The organism is Gemmatimonadales bacterium (assembly GCA_019637315.1).
Lineage (GTDB): Bacteria > Gemmatimonadota > Gemmatimonadetes > Gemmatimonadales > GWC2-71-9 > SHZU01.
Genome location: JAHBVU010000015.1, coordinates 13,238 through 33,414 on the forward strand (window position 1 = coordinate 13,238; position 20,177 = coordinate 33,414).

Consider the following 20,177-nt stretch of genomic DNA (forward strand, 5'->3'; position numbering starts at 1 on the left):
GGCGTCGCGAAGGCGCCCTTCGATTCTTACCAGCGGAGGCACATCGTGAGGGGACGTACAGGGGCTGCACTTGCCACGGCCATACTGGTTGTGGCCACCACCGTTCAGCCGATGGAAGGGCAGCAGGGGGCGCCGGCAGCCGCCAGGATCACGCTCGACGAAGCCCGGACCGCGGTGGACGCGGCCGTAGCGGAGGCGCGCCGCAACGGTTGGAACCTCGCCTTCGTGATCAGCGACGCCGAGGGCACCCCGATCTACCTGGGTCGGATGGACGGAGTGCCGAAGCGGAACTATGACGTTGCCATGAACAAGGTCAACACGGCCATCACCTCCGGGATGCACACCGCCGAGTACGTCGCGGGTGTTCGGGCCGGTACCGTCAAGGCAATCGAGGGGGCGTTGCCGTTCGAGGGGGGCCTGCTGTTGCGGCGGGGCGGGCAGCTCGTCGGCGCGTTCAGCGCTAGCGGTGCCAGCGGTGCGGACGATGCCCGGGCCGTGCGCGCCGGAATGGCGGCCATTGGAATCGAGGCGACCCCCACGCCGGGGGCCGCGGTGGCGTCAGCACCGACGCCGACGCCGACTGCCCCAGCGGCCACCGCACCAGCTGCAGCGCAGGCAGCGGTGCGTGTTCCCGTGGAAGTGCTCGATCGGTACGTCGGTGAGTACGAGCTGGGACCCGATGCCTTTGTCGTGGTACGTCGCAAAGGCGATACGCTGACGGGGCAGCCGCCGGGGCAGCCGGAGTTTGTCCTCGAGCCGATCTCACAGACCCGGTTCAATGTGCGGGGGACCTCGGTGAAGCTGGAAGTGGAGTTCGTCACCGATGCTGCGGGCGCGATGTACAAGGTGCTGCACCAGAACGGTCAGGAAATGCGGGCGCCCAAGCGTAAGTGATCCGCTCGGCGTTCAGTGTCCGTGCGAAGGCGGGGCGGTGCGATAGTGCTCGCGCAGCAGGTCGCGACCGAAGTCGCCGTCGAAGTCGCGCCAGACGGTGTGGATGTGGTTGGCGCCGTTCTGAGTATTGTCGTACTCGACGAGAAAGGTCGGCCCCTGGATGCGGTAGTAGTGCCCCGCGCCGCGCTGGGTCGAGCCCGCCCAGGCGAACGCGACCCGGCCGAAGTCGGTTCGCTCGAGAGAGGCGCGACGACGCGCAGCAAGCGGCTCAGCCATCCGGTCGAGATAGAGATCGAGCAGCCGGACCAGGATCGCGGCCTGGTCCGGCCGGAGCTCGGTGGCGCGGATCCCGATCGGCGCGAGCGGATCGACCCGCGCGGCATTGCCGGTCACAATATCGCTCGGCGCCACCGCCGCGATCAGCGCGACGCGACGCTGGCGCTCGTCGAGCGACAGAATGAGCTCACGGCCGATGTCCTCCTCCGCAGCCAGCGCTCGGAGCCCCCGCCGTGTCCCGCTCCGCACTTCGGCCGGGTTCGCGCCCAGGAACGCCGGAGCGGTCGCGATCAGCGAGTCCCGGACGAGCGTGAAGTTGAGGGAGAGGTGGTGACCTTCGGCTCGAAAGCCCCACGGGGTCGTATCCGAGGGTGTGCCAAAGATGCTGAAGAAGTACAGCTCCGGGTCGCGCACCCGCGGATTCTCGCCCATCTCACGCAGCACGAGTTCAAGCTCGATGATCGTACTTGCCGTGAGGTAGCCGCGCTTGCTCAGGCCCACCCGGAGAATACCGCGCGCCAGGCCCTGCTGCTCCGGGGTCATCTCCTTGAGCGACAGGCCCCGCCGCGTCCGCGGTACGAAGTGCCAGTTGAGGCGCTCGGCGTCCTCGAACGCGAAGACCGCCCTCGAGCGTTGCCCCGGTTCGAGACTGGCGAGGAACGAGTCCGCCGCCTGCCGCAGGTCCGCAAACTCAGGTACGTGTACAGGCCCGGTCGGTTCAGATGCGGCCCCGCCGCGACGGTCGGCGGAGGCGAAGACGCCGCCCGCGATCGTCAACAGAAGGATGAACGTGGCCGCCCGTCTGCCGCTGCCCATACCGCCTCCCTGCGTTTACGCCGGCAGCGCCTCCACGTGTGCAATCATCCGCTTCCGCATGGCCGCGTCCGGGAGTCGACCCACCGCCGCCCCGAGGTTGTCGGTCATGTTCGCGGCGCGGCTGGTGGCCGGCGTGATGACGGTGACCCGCGGATCGGCCGCGACGAACTTGAGGAAGAACTGACCCCAGGTATGCGCGTCGAACTCCTTGGCCCACTCCGGCACGGGCCGACCCGCGACCCGCTTCCACAGCCGAGTGCGGCCGAACGGAAGGTAGATCAGCGTGCCGATGCCGCGGTCCGCTGCTGCCGGAAGAATGCGCTCCTCGACGCTGCGGTTGTCGATGGCGTAGTCGATGCCGATGAAGTCGAGCGGCTCGCTCCGCATCAGGCGCTCCATCTCCTCGTACTGCGATTTGGAGGTGCTCGTCACGCCGATGTAGCGAATCCGTCCCGCCTTCTTCACCTCTTTCAGGACGCCGAGCTGGGTCGGCATATCGATTGGGCCGTGGACCTGGATCAGGTCGACCGGCCGCTTGCGCAGCCGCTTGAGCGAGGTCTCGACCTGCTCCCGCGCTCGCGCCGCGTCCGCAGGCGCGTTCGGGCCCTGGGCCACGTTCATCTTGGTCGCCCAGAAGACCTTGTCGCTGATGCCGAGTTCCGCTGCAATGTCACCGGCAACCTGCTCCGACGAGCCGTAGGAAGGCGCGGTATCGAATACGGTGGCGCCCTTGTCGGTCATGGCGCGGAAGACCTCGCGCAGTGCGGAGCTGTCCTCGCTCCGGGCGACCTGCGCGAACGTGGCGGAGCTGCCCAGTCCGATCAGCGGCAGACGCTCGCCGGTGGACGGCACGGCCCGGGTAAGGAGTTGCTGGCTACTGAGGGCGGCAAGCAGGCGCGGGTTGAGGGCCAGCGCGGCGCCCGCGCCCCCCGTGATTCCCAGCCAATGGCGTCGATTCATCATGGCGTCTCCAGGACGGTCGGTGATGCGAAGAGTTCGATATTCAGTATGGAACGGGCTTGCCCATCCGGCAAGAGAACGGGTACCAAGTCCAGGCATGGCGGTACGAAGAGCGGAACGGTGAGTACGCCTCGGCCGGGCGTACGGTTAGCCGCGCGACAACAGGCGCGAGAGAGCATGAGACGGGCGTGGCCAGAGGCTTCGCAAGCGAAACACACTGGGGTATTCTGACCAATGCCAGAGATCACGGAACGAAGCGGCACGGTACGCTTTCGCGGGCGCGGCTGGACCGTTCTTGCCTGGTGGCTGCTCGCGTGGAATGCCGCCGTTCCGATCCGCCTCGTCGGCATGCTCGCCGGCCCTGCGCGCAGTCCCGCCCCCATGGACGAAGCCGTCGTGATGCTGATCCTGGATCAGACGTCCTGGGCCCTGGCGACCTACCTGATGTACCACCTCGCGCTTCGGGCTCGTCACCGTCCGCTCCGACAAGTGCTGACAGTCCTCGGCGTGCTGGCCGTTCCGCTCATGGTGCTGCGGCATTGGGTCTACACCGCCTCACTCAGTACTCTGCTTGGCTGGCCGGCGCCGCCGCCCATGCGCGCCCTCTGGTTCCAGGGGCCGCTCTATCTGTTCCTGCTGATTGCGGCCGCTGCGCTTGGCCTGCTGGTGGTGTATATGCAGCGCGAGCGCGACAACGCCGTGCTCCAGGCCAACCTGCAGGCCGAGCTCGCCTCGGCGCGGCTGCAGACGCTCCGGCTCCAGCTCAACCCGCACTTCCTGTTCAATGCGCTCAACTCGATCGCGAGTCTCGTTCCCTCCGATGCGGCCAAGGCCGACACCGCCATCGCGGCCCTCTCTTCCTTTCTGCGCGCCTCGCTGTCCGTGACGCGCGGTGAAGAGACGACCCTGGAGAACGAGCTTCGCCTCGTTGATGCCTACCTGGAAATCGAAGCCCTCCGGTTCGAGTGGCTGACCGTCGATCTCGACGTGCCGGACCCGCTGCGCTATGCCTGCGTGCCGGCGTTCGTGCTGCAGCTCCTGGTGGAGAACGCGATCCGCCACGGGTTGGCGCCGCGCCGCGCACCGGGGCGAGTCCACCTTGCCGCGCGGCGTGATGGCGACGCGCTGGAGCTCTGCGTGACTGACGACGGCGTCGGGCTCGGCGCCGAGCTGAGCGCGGGGTCGGGTGACAGCTCGCTGGGCATCGGCTTGCAGAACGTGCGAGCGCGGCTGGCCCAGCTGTATGGCTCCGGGGCGACCCTGACGCTCGGGCCAGCCGATCCGCAGGGGACCGTCGCGACGATGCGCATTCCCTATCGCATCTGCCCCGCCGAACCTGTGCTAAGGGGAGCTGACGTATGACGGCTCTTCGGGTGCTGATCGTGGACGACGAGCCGCTGGCACGTCAACGGTTGCGCCACCTCCTGGCCGAGCTGCCTGGTGCGGAGGTCGTCGGCGAATGTGGTGACGGTAGCGATGCGGTCAGGCTGATTCGAGACCTCGATCCTGACGTCGTCCTCCTCGATGTGCAGATGCGCGAGACGGGCGGCTTTGCGCTCGTCGATGCGATTGGCGCGGACCGGATGCCGCCGGTCGTCTTCGTCACCGCGCACGACCAGTTCGCGCTCCGGGCCTTCGAGGTCAGCGCGGTCGACTACCTGCTCAAGCCGGTTCAGACCTCCGAGCTGGCTCGCGCGCTGCACCGCGCTGCGGAGCGCCGCCGGGCCACGAATCCGGCGCTGCATCGCAACCTGCGCGCCCTGCTGGAGACGGTGCGGACCATGCTCGGTGAAACGCCTGGTGCGCAACTGCCGGTGCCGCTCGGGTCGATCAGTGCGGCCGGGTCAACGGTCACCTTTTCCAACGTCGTCGTCGACCTGCGCGCTCACACGGTCCACCGGGACGGGGTCGGTGTCGCGCTCTCGCCCCGAGGGTACGCCCTTCTGGTGACGCTCGTCACGCGGCCGGATGAGGTGATCACCCGGGCGCAACTGCTGCGGGAGATCTGGGGCTACTCGTCCGACGTGATGTCCCGCACGGTCGACATGCACATCATGGAACTGCGCCGTAAGCTCGAGGCGGACCCGGCGGACCCGCGCCACTTTCTCACCGTCCGGAAGATCGGGTATCGCTTCACGCCTGGAGGCTCTTGACGGAACCTGAACGGAATCTTGACGGACGCTCGTTGCGCTGATCGGGACCCCAGACCCACAATCCAGGATAACGTACTGTCGGGAACCTCAACCTGAGCGCACCATGATCAACCGCCGAGAGTTCTTGGGGGTCACCGCCGGCGCCGGCGCTACGATGGCGCTGACACCGGAGCTGCTGCGCGCCGTCCAAGCTCTGCAGGGCCAGGGTGCCCTGATACACCGAGCGATTCCATCGACCGGTGAGACCGTCCCGATGGTTGGGCTGTCGTTCTCGAATCACGTCTCGTGTTCGGATCCCGCCGCGCTCAAGGAGGTCGTCAAGACGTTTGCCGACGGTGGCGGCAGGGTCTTCGACCTGATGCATGGCAACGCAGCCGCCGAGCAGTTCCACGCCACGGTGGCCAACGAACTCGGCATTCAGAACAAGCTCTTCTGGTCGACCCGGGGCTCTCCGTCGGGCGGCCCGGGTGGCCCGCCGGTGCACAACGCCGCCAACGCGAGAGCGCAGATCGAGACGACACTGGCGCGGCTCAAGGTGTCGAGGATCGACCTCGTCATGGTCAACCCCATAGCCGACCCCTCGTACATCGGTGTGTTGCAGGAGGCGAAAAAGGCGGGGCAGGTCCGGTACATCGGCGCGCAGGTCATCAGCGACAACGCCTATCCCCAGCTCGAGGCCGCCATGCGCAACGAGCCGATCGACTTCATCGGGGTCGACTACGATATCGGAAATCGCGACCGCGTCGAGGACACCATCCTGCCGCTGGCTCAGGAGCGGAAGATCGGCGTGATGGCCTTCTTTCCGTTCGGCAACGCTGGAGGAGTCAGTTGCGCAGGTGGCACCAGACTCTTCCAGCGCGTGGCCAGCACGCCCCTTCCCGAGTGGGCTGCCGGCTTCGGCGCCACGACGTGGGCGCAGTTCTTCCTCAAGTATGTCATCAGCCACCCGGCCGTTACGGTCGCGCGGGTGGGCACGACCAAGCCGGCGCACATGCTCGACAACCTGGCGGGTGGCATCGGTCGCCTGCCTGACGAGGCGACCCGGAAGCGGATGGCGGCGCTGATCGATGCGCTGCCTCTGCCACCGCCGCCAGCGCCCAGGCGCCAGTAGGGCATTGGTTGGGGCCTTCGGTGTGTGGGGGCGCTACCTGTACACGATGCAGGACTGGCTGGGATCGTCCGGGTCGTAGAGGACCGCGACGGTGTCCGACGCGATCCAGTACCGGGCCATTTCTCTCGGCTGACGCATGTAGCCTCGGTAGGTAGCGCCGTCGACCTCGAACTCATACTTGATGGTCGTAGACATGGCCACGTCTGAGGTCGGAATGCTCAGAATCGTGCCCGTGGTGAAGGTACCCCGCCGGAACAGATCCTCGTACGTCTTCCGGCGCCGGTGGACGATCCAACTGTAGACGGCGGGCACAACACCGAGCGTGGCCACGGATGCGAACCCGGCAAACCCGACCCAGAAGAAGTGCTCGACATCCGACCAGGGTCGGCGGGCGGGGAAGAGCGGGTGCATCAGGTTCCGATAGACGTCGCTGAGCTCCCCTTTCGGATCGCGGGGCGGATTGCCCATATGGACGAACCGCGGTTCGCCGCTCTCGCCCATGGCGGTCTTGCGCGGCGCCGCCACGGCGGTTGCCGGCGCCGGTCGCCTGGCGACCGCCTGGGTCGTGGTCCGTGGCGCAGGATTCATCAGCAGGTCGCGGGCGGCACTCGCCGTACTCGGCCGGTCTCGCGGGGCAGGGCGCAGCAGTGCCTCGAGCAGGCCGATCAGCGGCTTGTCGCCCGGCAGGTCCTCGGGCACTTCGATGCGCCCGGTCTCGGAGAAGAACTCGCTTGGTGGGCGCCCCGTCACGAGGTGAAGCAGCGTCGCGCCGAGCGAGTAGAGGTCGGACTTCGGCCCGGCCTGCCCGGCGAAACACTCGGGCGCCATGTATCCGAAGGTACCGACCACGGTCGCGCCCGTCGTACCGCCAGCCTGCCAACCGGCGCGCACGCCGCCAAAGTCGATCAGAGCTGGGGTTCCATTCGTGCGTAGCAACACATTGGCCGGCTTGATGTCGCGGTGAACGACCGGCGGCGCCCGACCGTGCAGGTAGTCCAGCACGTCGAGCAACCCGACCGCAATGCCGTGGATTTCCTGCTGACCGAGCATCGGGCCGGCGTCCAGTCGTTGCAGCAGGGAGGGCGCCTCGATGTACTCCTGCACGATATAGAAGGTTGCTGCCTCGCCCTCGCCCTGGAAGTAATCGAACACGCGGGGAATGCTCGGGTGCTCGAGGCGGCCGAGCATCTTGGCCTCGCGCTCGAAGAGTTCGAGGTGCTTCCAGTCGGTCAGGTGAGCAAAGTGCAGCTCTTTGACGACGACCTGTCGGCTCTCGCGCAGGTCGGAGCAGAGGAGTGTGCGCGCCGATGATCCCTGGCCGATGACCGAGAGCACCTCGTAGCGATCCGCAATGACGCGGCTGGGTGTGTCCCCGCTCACGTTGGCAGCTGCTCGGCGAGTGGTATTACGAATGCCTTCGTTGCCTTGGGATCGTCGACGACGATCAGGGTGTTGTTCATTCGGCTGACGATCACGTGGAGCTCCCCCCTGTCGCGTAAAGGTACGTGGGCAGGCGCGTGGCCGGGAGCGTCTATCGGGATCCGCTGCCAGGGCCACTAGATCGCGGTTGGACCTAAATCCCCGAACCCATGCGCCTCCAACGCCGCGAGCAGGGGCAGCGTCAGGGCCCCGCCGGGAACATCGGCAGGGAGGATGGCGTCGATTCCGCAGTGAGGGCAGATCGCGGTGCGCTGAACTCCAGCACGCAGTGACGGAATCCATTCCGTGATATCGTCAGGTGGAAACAAGGTAACGCAGTGATAACACCCCACGATCGGACTGGCCCGCACTCGCTGCTCGTGTGCTCCAGCATGGCCACCAATGGCCTCGAGATCGGCCTCGGACCATTGAGTACGAGGTGGTCCAACTGCGGCGACTGCCGCCTCCCAGTCGGCAAACGCGTCGCTCGGCAGTACCGCGAACAAGGCCGGGCCGAGTCGATGGTGGTCATCGACAAAGTACGCCGCTAGGGCGAGCCGGAGGGTGGGGTCTGCGGCGAGATGCCGCAAGTAGTCTTCGACGACTGCCTTTCGGATCGATCGGTGCCTGTCGGGATGATAGCAGTAGGCTGCGAAGGCGCCCGCACGCAGGAAGAGTTCTGACTCTGGCCCGGCAGCGCGGACAGCGAGCACCAGCTCAAAGCAGAAATCCGACAGGCGGTGCTTCCGCTTGTCGGAGAACAGCTCCGGAAGGAGGGCTTCTGCTGCCCGCCGCCAACGGCGGATCATCGGCGGTACTCAGGGGCGGTAGAGGAGTCGATCCGGTGCACTACCGCCCGATCGGACCGGTCGCGTAGCCGGCCCAGTCATAGAAGATCGAATCACTCGGGAAGCCTAGCGGCTTGCCAGTGAGGGGGATGGCGACTGTGCCGCCGTAACCGGGAATGTCGCGGTTGGGGAAAAAGGTCAGTCGATAAGTGTGGTACTGCTCGACGGGAAAGCCGAGGTCTGTGTCGACGAGCGTACCGTTGTCCCCTAGGAGGACCAATCGAATCGCCAACGGTGTGGCAGATGGAATTGGTACGAAATCCGAATAGAAGGTGCGTGCGCTGTTGGCGTGCGGGTGGAAGTCCCCACCGCGGAGCGTCCGGCTCCACGAGCCGCTGGATAGCTCGAGTCGGAGGCCATCGACACGCAGGCTCTCATCGCTGACGAAGCCTACCAGGACCTCGCTTTGCAGCCGAGGATCGGTAACCGGTTCAACGCAGGCAATGAGTGCCAAGCTGACAGCGATAACGCTGGTCCGCTTCATTCGCTCCTTCTGGTCGTGGGACAGAGCCGGGCGGCCCTTAGACGATACTGGCCGTCTCGGAGGAGCGCAACTTCCGCCATCCGCAGCGGCTAGGGTATCTGCCAGTATGCGCCAGCGAACGATCAGACTCGTTGTAACGCGAAGAAGACATAACCATAGGCCCCATCGGACCGATCGAAAATCTCGATCTCCCTCAGGGTTTCAGTTGCAAAGTCCCTGACAGATTGGTCTGAGTGGTCAACCAAGGCCTTTGCTCGCGACTCGAGGATGTCGTAATAGCCCTCGATCCAAGCCTCCCGAGGTAGCGTATAGGTCGCGAGCACTCTAAAGCCCGCGGCCTCAGCGATCGCCAGATTCTCTTGAACCGACTTCATCTCCGGGTACCCGACTCTGAAGTACTCCGTAATGGCCGCAGGCGCCTGCGGCGTGAGCCAGCATAGTTCGCTGACAACCGCGAATCCCTGGGGCACGACCGCAGAAGCCCAGGTAGAGAGCGCGTTGGCGTAGCCGATGTTGTAGGCTGCGCCTTCGGACCAGAGCAGATCGATGGCTGGAAAGGCATTCGGGACGCTTTCCATGTCCATGCAATGAGTTTGCACCAGCGAGTCGACCCTGGCTTCCCGAGCGCGCCGGGTCAACTCACTCAAGAATGGCTCGTAAGTGTCGACTGCGTGAACCAGCACGCCGAGTTCCGTGGCCAGGGCCAGGGTCTGACGGCCTGTTCCGCATCCGGCGTCGACAACGACCTGGAACGATCGCGTTGGAAGGAGACCAAGCACATGCAGTGTATGGGTGTTGCCGCCGGGCCCAAGCTTCTCCATGCCGCTGAAGAGCAGGCTGATCGGATCCGGTGTGCTCATGTCAGTCCCTCGCTCATTCACATCACCACTACCGTTGTGACCTCGCAAAGTCGCCGCCGAGTGCTTGTGCTTGTAGCCTTAGCGCGCGCTTCGGAGCGGCCGAACCTGAACGAGGACACCATCATTCTCATCGGTCAGTGTACCGACGACATGCTCACGCGAAATCGCATAGGGCATGAACGCGGCCGGCAGCGGGACGTCGCAAAGCCACTCGCCCTTGGCAGAGAAAACGGACCACGTCGAGAATCCGCCGCCCAACGCCGAGACTGTGAACTGGCGGATCCAGATCTCACCCGCATCGCTGAGCAGAACCCGGTCATACTCTGGCTTCGTCGACCGATGCGGGGTCTCGCGAAGCCGCTGTCCCATCCTCTCGTGAACACCCGCCGGCAGGCTGGCAAGCTGCGCCGTAATCAGCACCTCGACCTCGGCCGCCGTCACGGGATGCGCAGCCGCTGGACGCCGAAACTGTCCCACGAGTTCGCCGGTCTCCCGGCGGATCAGGAAATCAAACCCGGCGCCATCCCCGATGACGATCGCAGAGTCCCGGGCCGTCACGATGGCCGTCCGTCCGAAGTGAATCGGTGTCATCGACATCGCTTGGGGGGTAGCCTGCAACAGAATCTCGGAGCCAGAGATTGCGCCGATCGAGTCGACTGACGCGCCATTCAGCGGTACCCGGTACAGCGGTGTCAGAGCCTGAAGCTCACCGGACTGCCCACCCGTGACTACGCTAGGACCAGCAGTGCCGCTGGGCCTGAGCGGGAAGCCGTCCCGGATCAGGAGCGCCCCATCGTGGAACGCACCAACCGGAATCGGCATCCCGGTGCCAGCCGTGAACGAGCCGCTGCGGACGAATCCGCCCGCGCCATCAAAGACTGAGTACCGCCGCAGTAGCACGTCATAGGCGACAAGACTGTCCCCCGCGAACCGGGCAATCGAGGTGATCGACTCAAACTCCCCAGGACCTCGGCCCTTGCGTCCAAAGGTATTGAGGGGTTGCCCCTGAGGGCTGAAGAGATGGATCTCCCACGCGCTCGGGTCTGCCACGACGATGCGGCCGTCAGATAGCTTGGCAGGAATAACATTGGTATCAAACTCGTGCCCCTCGCCGCGAGAGGAGCGAATCTCGACGGTGGCGACGGAGTCGACCCTGTACCGCGGGCTGTCACCGTCGAGGGGTGCTTGATTCTCGACGATCGTGACGCCCGCGCTGTCCCGGGTTACCGATGCTGGCGCTCCGTCCGCGCGGCCGCAGCCCATCAACACGAGCGTACTGAGCAGTACTGGTACTATCGCCAGTTTCATGGTGCCCCCGAGGCAATTGTCTTACTGGCCCGCTGCGTACCCGTCCCGCCGCGGATCCGCTGCGCCGATCCGCCGCCCGTCGGGCGTCACGTACACCGCGTGCACCCCGCCGAACATGATATCTCCCACCCGCGACCGCGGCCGGAAACCCCGCGCCACGAGGGCACTGTACACATCGGGTCCAAACCCGGGCTCGACCTCGACTTCACGCGAGTTCCAGTTCGGATGGAGACGGGGCGCCGCGAGCGCCATGGCCGGATCCTCCCCGAACGCGAGCATCCGCACGCTCACCTGCGCAATCGCCGGCTGGATGTACTGCGAACCTGCCGCACCCACCACGAGCCGCACGTCCCGCCCGTCGAGCACGATCGTGGGCGACATGGTCGAGTTGCTGTACCGATCCGAGCCCCGGGTGCGCCCGTCGAAGTTCCGGCCGACCGAGTTGAGCCAGACGCCGTCGACCCAGACGCCAGAGCCGAACAGCACACCCACCGTGGTCGTCATCGAGACTGCGTTGCCCTCGCTGTCCACCACGCTCAGGTGCGATGTGAAGCTGCTGTCCTCACCTGCCGACCCGCTGCCGAGTCCGTCGAAATCCCCGGCTGCCGAACGCGGTGCCGCGGGATACGGGTCGAGCGCTGCGCAGGCACCTTCCGGCCCCTCGGCGTCGGCGCTCCACGGATCGGCCGGGGAGAGCGTGTCGCGCATCGGGGCGGTGAGCTCGCTCGCGCGTGCCGCGGCGAACCGCGCGCTGGCCAGGCCGCGCGCCGGGACTGGCATCACGCCCGGGTCGCCCCGCCAGCGCTGCCCGTCGACCTGGGCGATCCGGATGAGCTGCGCAAACGACGTCGCGGTCGCCGGCGATTCGGTGTAGCCGGTCGCACTCGTGAGCCCCGACTGCTCCGCAAGGTGAAGCATCTGCAACACCACGGCCCCGCCCATCGGCGGTGGCGCGCCAAGCACGGTGAGTCCGCGCCAGGGGGTGCAGAGCGGGCGAGTCCAGGTGCTGCGGTAGGCGGCCATGTCGCGCGTCGTAATCAGCCCGCCGCGCGCCTGCACATGCTGCGCAAGCCGTTCTGCAAACGGGCCGCGATAGAAGGCGTCCGGTCCGGTCGCCGCAATCCGTTCGAGGGTCGCGGCGAGCTCGGGCTGAATGAGTCGGTCGCCGGGGCGGAGGGGCTCACCGTCGGGCATGAACCGCGCGGCGGCGCCGGGCTCCTCGAGCACGCGCGCGCGTGAGGACGTAATCGTGCGGGCGAGCAGGGGCGACACCGTGAATCCGTCGCGGGCAAGCGCGATCGCCGGCGCCATGACCTGTTCGCGCGAGAGCTTGCCGTGCTTCTCATGGAGCGTGAGCAGGCCGCTCACCATACCGGGTACGGCAGCGCCTCGCCCCGGCCCGCGCGATCCGGTATCAGCCGTGCCCCACTCGGGCCGTTCACCCGCTCGGCCATAGAACGACAGATGGTCCACGCGCTGGCTGGCAGGCATCCAGACGGTTGCTGCGCCGCCGCCGCCGATGCCGGTCTGTGAGGGATCGGTCACGGAGAGGGCGAACGCGGTGGCGACCGCTGCGTCCACCGCATTACCGCCTGCGCGGAGCACGGCGACGCCGACCAGCGTGGCCTCGGGCTGCGAAGCCGACACCATCCCGGCCCGTCCTTCCGCCCGCTTGCCAGCCAGCGGCGAAGCCGCCGACGGCGGTGCGGGCCGCGTGCAGCCAGCTGCGAACATCACCCCCACCGCGAGGGCAATGCGCGATCGGAACATTGTGGTGCTCTTCATCTGTGTAACCTTTCGTCTCGTGCTGAGCGAGCGTCCGCTACTTGCGGAGGACCTGAGACAGCAGCATGCCGCGCCGGTCCTCGATATCGTCGATGTACCAGCGCTCATCGTTGCGCTCCAGGTCGTTGCGCAGGAGGTATGTCAGCGTCCACTCGTTAGTCCCGTCGCTGAACCGGACCGGTACCCGGGCCTTCTCGACGCGGACGCGTGCGTCGCCGATGGCATAGGTCGTGGCGCCCTGACTGCCGGTGAACGGGTCGGTCACGAGCGGAGGGGCGGAATCGGTCTTTGCGATGCGCTCGAAGAAGCTGTACATGCCGCGGCGGAAGCGCCGGGAGAGAAAGCGCTCTTTCCGATCGAGCCCGCGCGCCGTGAAGTCGCGCGACCCTGCGAAATGGATCTTGAGGAACTCCCGGACGGGGCGCTCGGCGTAGTCCAGCCGCGGCGCCGCGACGACCGACGGGGCGAGCGGCAGGGGTGCCCCCAGCAGGAGCCCGGCAAAGGCGAGGGACCGAAATCGGCGTGCTTTGCGCATGATTCGTCGGGGTCGAGTCTGAGGTTGTATAGGCCAGAATACGCACATTCAGCGGTTGTCGCCAGGCTTGCACTGTCGTGCGTGTCCATAGCCATCGCGCTCATCCCGCGCTCAGGGGTGAGATTGCGCGGCCTGCGGCCGGAGCTAGCTTGGATCTATCACCGAACCTGGGATTGAGATACTACGCAGCAGACTCGAAGGGTATGGCTTCGGATGAGCCAGAACGCGAGCTGGTTACCATGACGAACCTGCGCTGGGGTTGGGCGTTGCCGCTAGTCTGTGCAGCAGGCGGCCATGGAGATCGGGACCAGGTGGTGGCTCGATCCCTCGGTACGCCTGACGCCACAGTTTCACGGCCGTTCGATCGTCTGCGCGGGGTGCATGAACTGCGTGATGGTCGCGTGGTCGTTGTGGATGCGAATGAACAGGGCGTCATGGTTGTCGACCTTGCTCGCGATCGGGTTGTGCCGCTGGGGCGGATCGGGTCGGGGCCGCGAGAGTACCGGTATCCGACGGGCCTGCTCCGGTTGGGCGGTGACAGCATCGGGATCATCGACAACGGTAACAGCCGAATCCTGGTCGTAACCGGCGCAGGGAGGCCAGGCGGCACGCTGGGGCCTCACGGTCTGCCGCTTGCGTAACAGACCGCCCTGATAGGCCAACCCGCACAGGCGGGCGATTCCCTCGGTCACCTGTACACCCTCGCGTTCTCGAACTTTACCCCAGAACATCTCCAGCCGACGGATTCCGCACCGATCGAGCGCTGGCGTATAGGTGCGGTTCGCAAGGACACGATTGCGTACCTGCCACTCGTGCCCGTCCGGGATCGGACCCTTCCTCCAGGAGAAGGCACGCGGGCCTTCAGGACAGGTCCGCAGTGGGCTGTTGGTCCGGATGGGCAGGTGGCGATCGTTCGGCCCAATCCGTATCGCGTGGAGATCATCGATCGGAGGGGCGTTCGGAGGGTGGGTAAGCCGGTTGCCTATCAGCGGGTACGGATAAGCGAGGCCCACAAGCAGCAATGGCGACGAGATCAAGAGCGTCCGATGCCCGTCATGATCCATATGCCAGGGTCGGCGGCACCTCACGCGGGGTTACGCGTGCGGAAGCCCTTTGAGCCGGTGCAATGGCCAGCCTACCTGCCGCCGTTCGTGCGCGATGCGGTCCAGTTCGATCATGCCGGCCGGCTTTGGGTTCATCGGACGAGCCAGCCGGGGACGCCTGAGACGTTCGATGTCTTTGACGGCCAGGGAGCATTGGTAGAGCGGGTCCTGGCTCCGCCTCGCACCCGAATCGTTGGGTTTGGCCGCTTGCACGTGTATCTCGCTAGGCTCGATCCCGATCATCAGGAATTCCTCGAACGCTACCGGCTGTAGCCCAGGATCGATCGTGATTGGAGTCGCCCTCACCCCTATCAGGCGTCTCCGGCTAGTCGGGTTCCGTGTTACTGGTCCGTGCGGAGCGCGGCGACCGGTCGGTTATGGTGGCGTCGCGCCGCCGTTAGACCGACCAATCGCAGTCCTCCTTGAGAAACGGTGTTTCCCACGCAGCCCTGTATCCCTTAGGGTTCTTGGGACTGGCCACGACAAATGGTGCGGAGAGTCGCTGCGCTCGAAAGAATGTCGCAAAGTCGTTCCAAGCCTGTGCGACGACCGCCCTCGGAAGCTCGCGGCACTTGAGCTTTTTCGGATTCTTTAGGTCACGAACCGCGAGAACAATGGTTGGTGCAACGCCCGCCTCGTCGGGACGGAGCACGTCGACGTTGTATACATAGTAGCCCTGATCTGCGACGTCCTTGAGCGAAACCCACTGATTGTCTACATACGCCTTTGTAGGTGCGTGGCCGCCTTTGATGGGCTCGACTCGCTCACCGTTTCGGTACAGGTATGCAGCGCGAACGTCACCTTTGAACTTGTACGTAGCCTTCAGGTTAGGTCCTAGCATCACCCGAGTGAATAGGGAACCACCGGTCTCACCGACCTTCGGGATGATCGACATTGATACTACGGGTGCGGTGAGCCCTCCGACGTACTCTCCCCAGTCGCGGTAATCCCTGACTTCAGAGTACCTCTCGGCGTCCGCTAACCCGGCTATGGCCTCCCGTTTCTTACGATCCTTGGCGATGTCGTTCTCAAACGCCTTTGCCGCTACGAAGGTCTGTAGTGGCGTCTGAACTGTGATATCGAACCCTCCAACGGCGATTCCACTGAACTTTCTGTATGCGCGAACATCGGCGGTGTCGGCAGCACTTTTCAGGGCGGCGATGTCGATTCGCAGCGAGGGCATTACTGGCAGGCTGTCTGCTGGCGGTGCCTCGCGCGAATCAAGCTCCGCTGCTGCTTTAACGAGGACATCCGTTGCGCGGGAGATAAGGACTGATCCAGAAATACCTGGACCACCTGAACGACCAACGTCGCCGAACGTGTTGACGGCTATGGCCTCGCCTAAGGCGTTTAATAGCGGGCCACCGGAGTTGCCTTGGTTGATGTTTACGTCTGAGATAATTGCGCCAGTCCTGATACTAGAGGCGATCCCAGAAGTGATGGTTAAGTCCTGGTTCAATGGAAAGCCCATCGCGACCAAGCGCTCTCCTGGGCTTGCGGCTGGTCTGTCTGCCGCTGCTTGCAGAGGGATCCGCGTGCGGTCAACTAGGTGGGCGGGATTGATCCGGAGGATGGCGATGTCGGCATCGTTATCCCTGCCAACCACCTGAGCCGCAACACGCACGAGCGAGTCAAGGACAACTGAGATACCATCGTCCTCGACGCCATCTACCACATGTGCATTCGTGATAATGACGCCGTCCAGAGTATCCGCGAGGAAACCGGAGCCGTGCCTAAGGCCGGCCTGGATTTTGAAGACGGAGCTCTTGAAGCGAGAGAACAAGCTCGCTACGAAGTCGCCCGATGCTGTTGCAACACTTTCCTGAAGCGATTTCTCCGGGGCATCAGCATTGTCATTTGTAAGGGCGACGTCTGTCGCTGCCCCTGTTCGAACAAGGACATCCACAGTCCAGCGATATGGTCGGCCCTGGAACTGAACGGGTGCACGGCTCATGAGCCTATATCCGCCGGCGGGTAGGGTGATGGATGCTTTCCCATCGACCGCCGTCCGCATGGTCGTCGAGTCACCTTGATCGGACGTTAGGAGCAGGCTGTGAAGTGGCACTGGGCGCAGTTGCATCTCGCCGTCAAGGAGGACCGCTGTAACCGTAAGGGTCCCCAAGCTGTCACTTTGGCGTTCGCCTTGCTTCGTAGCGACCTGACCACGCATGGATAGGGGTGCTGTAACCAAGGCGACTAATAGAACCAAGCGCGGTGTCAGCATATTGCTCCTTGCAGATTCAAGCTGGATCCATGTGATGCCTCAAGCGATCCAGTTGGCCCCGGATGTGTGCACACCTAGACCCCTTGTACTGGCCGCGGCTGCGGACCGCCTTGGCAAGCAACCACGGCTCGCCCCGCGACGGTCTTGGCCGTGAAGTTCGACCACCGATTCGAGATGACTACTCGATAGCTTCCTGGCGACGTTAGTGGCGTTTCAACCGATGTCACTGTCTGCCGAGGACCGTCGAATAGTGCGGTATGGTTCCCATTCGGATTGTTCTTCCAGTTTGTAAACTGATCTTCCGTCATGACGAAGACCTGAACGTCCTTGTTGCCGCCCGAGAGCGTCTCAATCCTGCCCTTCAGGAAACAAGACCCTCCACCCGACAGCTCGAAAGCTGTGCTCCAAATCTGCGTGGCTGGTAGGGTGATTCCGGTACTGGAGAAGACCTCAAGGGCCCGCGGCTTCACGCGCTCCTGTTCGGCACGCGCCTTCTCCTTTGCCTCACTTTGAGCGAGGGCCGCTGCCAACGAATCCGCCCGCTGGAGCGCAGCTCTTTCGCCACCAGATTGACAACCAAGTACAAGTAAAGCGCTCGTAGCAGCCGAAAGTCGCCACGGATAGCTCGGCATGACCCCTCCCTTTTGGTACCAAGCGTCTTATCACACAAGATTCGTGCCACAAGGGGACAGATGACGCGGCCGACATGGCTTTGCTTGATCCCGCTTGAGCGATTCGTGCCCGAACGCTCGGTTGTCTCTGTCTGCCCTCGACTCATTCAGGTAACCGGATGAGGTCGCTCCGAAAGCTGCGCCGGGCAATGTGGGAGCTAAGGATCGGTCATGATGCTAAGGTAGCGTGTGGTACTGTCATGGCAGTTCTATTGGGCGGGCCGACGGGGGCTGCTGCGGGGGTGGCCTGGAAGTACCTCAGCCGCCCCACTCGCTCAAACGTGTGCTGGGCACCCGAGAGCTTGGGCCCACTGTTCGTTCGAGCACTCAGCGCGCAAGCTGGAGTCGTGCAACTCTCGATAAGCACGTTTCTGTGTGGGATCTCCCGGCTCGATAGGCGCGAGTCATGATTTCTAGTCGCTCAATGGCGGCTGTGTTCCCACCCCTCCGCGATATCGGAATGCTAACCAACCGAGGTATCACAGCAGGTCCCGCGTGATACCTCCACCAAGGTGAAGTGCGCATCGAGCGAACTGTTGGCGGGCGAAAGCGAAGGATGTCGTGTCATCCAAGCAAGCGCATGAATCACATAGCCTTAGAGGATCCAGGTCGGCACGAGAGCGTACCTGGCATGGTGCTTGCGTAGGAAGTGTGGTGATGCCGGAAATCTATCATGGGGAAGCGCTCCCGCATTCCCATGGATGGTGGGCAGTCGATGTGAAGGTCCCCATTAACAACGAGGCGATATGCGTACGCAAATATCAAGGATTCTGGTAGCCGGAGTGTTCGCAGCACTGATGACCGTATCGGCAAGTGCGCAGGAGCGGACCAGGAGCGGATTCTGGTTCAATGGTGGGCTGGGCGTTGGCTCGCTTGGCTGTGATGACTGTTCCTCTCGCGAGACGGGCTTAAGTGGCGGCATCGCGCTCGGTGGGTCAATTAGTCAGAATGTCCTTCTTGGTGTCGGAACTACTGGTTGGACGAAGTCAGAGAGCGGAGTTACGCTCACGACGGGTACGCTCGATGCTCGGCTTCGGCTGTATCCTAGCTCGACCGGTGGATTTTTCATTACCACGGGTATCGGGTTGGGTTCAATTAGCGCAGATATTGCCGGGTTTGGCGGAGATGCAGAGACAGGTGTCGGGGTTTTGGTCGGGTTGGGTATCGACATCCGGATTGGGCGGAATGTGAGCCTCACTCCTTTCTGGAACGGGTTTGCCGTGCGGACAGAGAATGCTGACGTGAATGTTGGCCAGCTTGGATTGGGAATAACTGTCCATTGAGCTGAGTGTGTTGCCTGGCCGTTGTACTTAGTGTTGGGCGCCAGAGCGTCCGATGCCCGAATCATGAGATCTATATGTGGAGGGCGGCGACTCCTCAACGATCGCGGTTGGTACCCCTTGGTCCCAACCGCGCGTCTTGAGGTAGTCGTCGGGTTTAGTGTGCGGGGCGCCCGGGGCGGTATGCGAAGGCCACCGATCGGGTGGTCACCGCCCAGGTGCGCACGATCATTCGGACCGGGTCGTCGTATGGCGCGCGTCGTGTCCACGCGCTCGTCAATCAGCGCTTTGTGACCGGCTACAATGTGAAGCGCATTCAGCGCGGGATGGCGCTCCATGGCTGGACGCTCTCGTCGGTCGTCCATCGCCGCACGGGCCGGGCGCACCGCGGGCGCATTCAGCGGGACGTGTCCAATGAACGCTGGTGCAGCGACGGCCTGGAGATCGCCTGCTGGAACGGGGAGCTCGTGCAGGTCGCCTTTGCCCTCGATTGCCATGATCGCGAAGTGATGGCCCACGTCGCGGTGCCCCGCGACCTCGTGGCCGCCGATATCCAGCAGCTCATGCAGGACGCGGTCGCGGCCCGTTTTGGGCCTGGACGCCGCCCGCCCACCCCGATCCAGTGGCTGAGTGACAATGGGAGTATCTATACGGCGCTGGCGACCCAACTGATGGCGGAGCGCCTGCACTTGGTGCCCATTACGACGCCGGCCGCGAGTCCGCAGTCCAACGGCATGGCCGAAGCCTTCGTGCACACGCTGCGGCGCGACTACCTCGCGGGGGCGGACCTCGCGACCGCGGCGCAAGTGCTGGCCCAGCTCCCCGCGTGGATGGCGGATTACAACGGCGTCGCGCCGCACTCCGCGCTCGGGTACCAGTCACCCCAGCAATATCGGCGTGCGCAGTCCCTGGCAGGTGAGATCAGTGCGCCCAAAGTGCCTCACGAATTGGGGTACTAAGCAAGTGACCCATATATAACCCTCGCATCACGGACAGACCGGCTAGCCCGGCCTTGACCTTGCAGATGAGCGGATGGCGCTCCAAGCCATCGCGCCGCTGCAGCCGGGCGAGGGCGGCGAACTCGCACCTTTAACGCCCCGTTTCACAGGTTGCCAACTCGGCTAGCAACACCAACGGGCTCGATGTCAGCGTTCCCGGTCACGTGGGCAGCCCTCGCCAAGCCGACTCCGCTGCGGTACGCCCCGATACCGGAACCCACCGCTCTGCCACCCCCATTCCCCATACCGCGCGACGCCCTCACGTCCTGATGGTTGGGCCTTCCCACTCCGCTATCCACCTTCGAGGCGCGAAAGGACTCATTCGCCGCGAGCCAACTTCTTGTTGCCACGCACCCAGCTCGACTGGCGCCGGCTCCATCCGTTCTTCCTTTCGCGTCGTACACCCTTGACCCATCGTGATCATGTACTGGAACGACGCCAGACTCTCTTGT

General features: G+C 64.5%; 18 protein-coding genes. 8 read left to right on the forward strand and 10 right to left on the reverse strand.

Annotation, left to right across the window (positions count from 1 at the left end):
* Positions 1-45: 45 nt before the first annotated feature.
* The gene (locus KF785_13280) at positions 46-894 is read left to right on the forward strand and encodes a heme-binding protein (protein MBX3147732.1); all 849 of its coding nucleotides are present in this window, start codon (positions 46-48) and stop codon (positions 892-894) included.
* A 12-nt stretch (positions 895-906) separates the two neighbouring features.
* On the opposite strand, the gene KF785_13285 is transcribed toward KF785_13280, so the two are convergent.
* A complete protein-coding gene (locus tag KF785_13285) occupies positions 907-1,986 on the reverse strand; it encodes a DUF3500 domain-containing protein (protein ID MBX3147733.1) in 1,080 nt (359 codons plus the stop codon).
* A gap of 15 nt (positions 1,987-2,001) precedes the next feature.
* Positions 2,002-2,949 carry an aldo/keto reductase gene (locus KF785_13290; GenBank protein ID MBX3147734.1) on the reverse strand — a complete coding sequence of 316 codons (948 nt, stop codon included), beginning with the start codon at positions 2,947-2,949 and terminating at the stop codon, positions 2,002-2,004.
* A gap of 231 nt (positions 2,950-3,180) precedes the next feature.
* Between KF785_13290 and KF785_13295 the strand changes: the two genes are divergently transcribed.
* The 3 genes from KF785_13295 (at position 3,181) to KF785_13305 (ending at position 6,210) form a co-directional block, all read left to right on the forward strand.
* Positions 3,181-4,308 (forward strand): histidine kinase, encoded by a 1,128-nt coding sequence (locus tag KF785_13295; GenBank protein ID MBX3147735.1) that lies wholly within the window; start codon positions 3,181-3,183, stop codon positions 4,306-4,308.
* A complete protein-coding gene (locus KF785_13300; GenBank protein MBX3147736.1) occupies positions 4,305-5,099 on the forward strand; it encodes a winged helix-turn-helix domain-containing protein in 795 nt (264 codons plus the stop codon). The genes KF785_13295 and KF785_13300 overlap by 4 nt, the downstream gene beginning before the upstream one ends.
* A gap of 103 nt (positions 5,100-5,202) precedes the next feature.
* Positions 5,203-6,210 (forward strand): aldo/keto reductase, encoded by a 1,008-nt coding sequence (locus KF785_13305; protein ID MBX3147737.1) that lies wholly within the window; start codon positions 5,203-5,205, stop codon positions 6,208-6,210.
* A gap of 33 nt (positions 6,211-6,243) precedes the next feature.
* Here KF785_13305 and KF785_13310 read toward each other — a convergent pair whose 3' ends face one another.
* From KF785_13310 to KF785_13340, 7 genes are all read right to left on the reverse strand, one after another.
* Positions 6,244-7,590 (reverse strand): protein kinase, encoded by a 1,347-nt coding sequence (locus tag KF785_13310; protein ID MBX3147738.1) that lies wholly within the window; start codon positions 7,588-7,590, stop codon positions 6,244-6,246.
* A 176-nt stretch (positions 7,591-7,766) separates the two neighbouring features.
* Positions 7,767-8,438, reverse strand: coding sequence for a hypothetical protein (locus KF785_13315; protein ID MBX3147739.1), 672 nt, complete (start codon positions 8,436-8,438; stop codon positions 7,767-7,769).
* A 40-nt stretch (positions 8,439-8,478) separates the two neighbouring features.
* Positions 8,479-8,961 (reverse strand): hypothetical protein, encoded by a 483-nt coding sequence (locus KF785_13320; protein MBX3147740.1) that lies wholly within the window; start codon positions 8,959-8,961, stop codon positions 8,479-8,481.
* A gap of 122 nt (positions 8,962-9,083) precedes the next feature.
* Positions 9,084-9,821 carry a methyltransferase domain-containing protein gene (locus tag KF785_13325; GenBank protein ID MBX3147741.1) on the reverse strand — a complete coding sequence of 246 codons (738 nt, stop codon included), beginning with the start codon at positions 9,819-9,821 and terminating at the stop codon, positions 9,084-9,086.
* Positions 9,822-9,899: 78 nt separating this feature from the next.
* On the reverse strand, positions 9,900-11,129 hold the full coding sequence (locus KF785_13330) for a hypothetical protein (GenBank protein ID MBX3147742.1): 1,230 nt from the start codon (positions 11,127-11,129) through the stop codon (positions 9,900-9,902).
* Between the two features lie 21 nt (positions 11,130-11,150).
* Complete coding sequence (locus KF785_13335) at positions 11,151-12,914, reverse strand: gamma-glutamyltransferase (protein MBX3147743.1); 1,764 nt, start codon at positions 12,912-12,914, stop codon at positions 11,151-11,153.
* Positions 12,915-12,951: 37 nt separating this feature from the next.
* Positions 12,952-13,449, reverse strand: coding sequence for a hypothetical protein (locus KF785_13340; protein ID MBX3147744.1), 498 nt, complete (start codon positions 13,447-13,449; stop codon positions 12,952-12,954).
* Positions 13,450-13,688: 239 nt separating this feature from the next.
* Between KF785_13340 and KF785_13345 the strand changes: the two genes are divergently transcribed.
* Both KF785_13345 and KF785_13350 read left to right on the forward strand, forming a co-directional pair.
* Positions 13,689-14,090 (forward strand): hypothetical protein, encoded by a 402-nt coding sequence (locus KF785_13345; GenBank protein ID MBX3147745.1) that lies wholly within the window; start codon positions 13,689-13,691, stop codon positions 14,088-14,090.
* Between the two features lie 459 nt (positions 14,091-14,549).
* Positions 14,550-14,825: a hypothetical protein gene (locus KF785_13350; GenBank protein ID MBX3147746.1), complete on the forward strand. Its 276-nt coding sequence runs from the start codon at positions 14,550-14,552 to the stop codon at positions 14,823-14,825.
* Positions 14,826-14,949: 124 nt separating this feature from the next.
* On the opposite strand, the gene KF785_13355 is transcribed toward KF785_13350, so the two are convergent.
* Positions 14,950-16,506, reverse strand: coding sequence for a serine protease (locus tag KF785_13355; GenBank protein MBX3147747.1), 1,557 nt, complete (start codon positions 16,504-16,506; stop codon positions 14,950-14,952).
* A gap of 1,723 nt (positions 16,507-18,229) precedes the next feature.
* On the opposite strand from KF785_13355, the gene KF785_13360 reads away from it, so the two are divergent.
* Positions 18,230-18,730 carry an outer membrane beta-barrel protein gene (locus KF785_13360; protein ID MBX3147748.1) on the forward strand — a complete coding sequence of 167 codons (501 nt, stop codon included), beginning with the start codon at positions 18,230-18,232 and terminating at the stop codon, positions 18,728-18,730.
* Positions 18,731-18,945: 215 nt separating this feature from the next.
* Positions 18,946-19,686 carry a DDE-type integrase/transposase/recombinase gene (locus tag KF785_13365; GenBank protein ID MBX3147749.1) on the forward strand — a complete coding sequence of 247 codons (741 nt, stop codon included), beginning with the start codon at positions 18,946-18,948 and terminating at the stop codon, positions 19,684-19,686.
* The last annotated feature ends 491 nt before the right edge of the window (positions 19,687-20,177 follow it).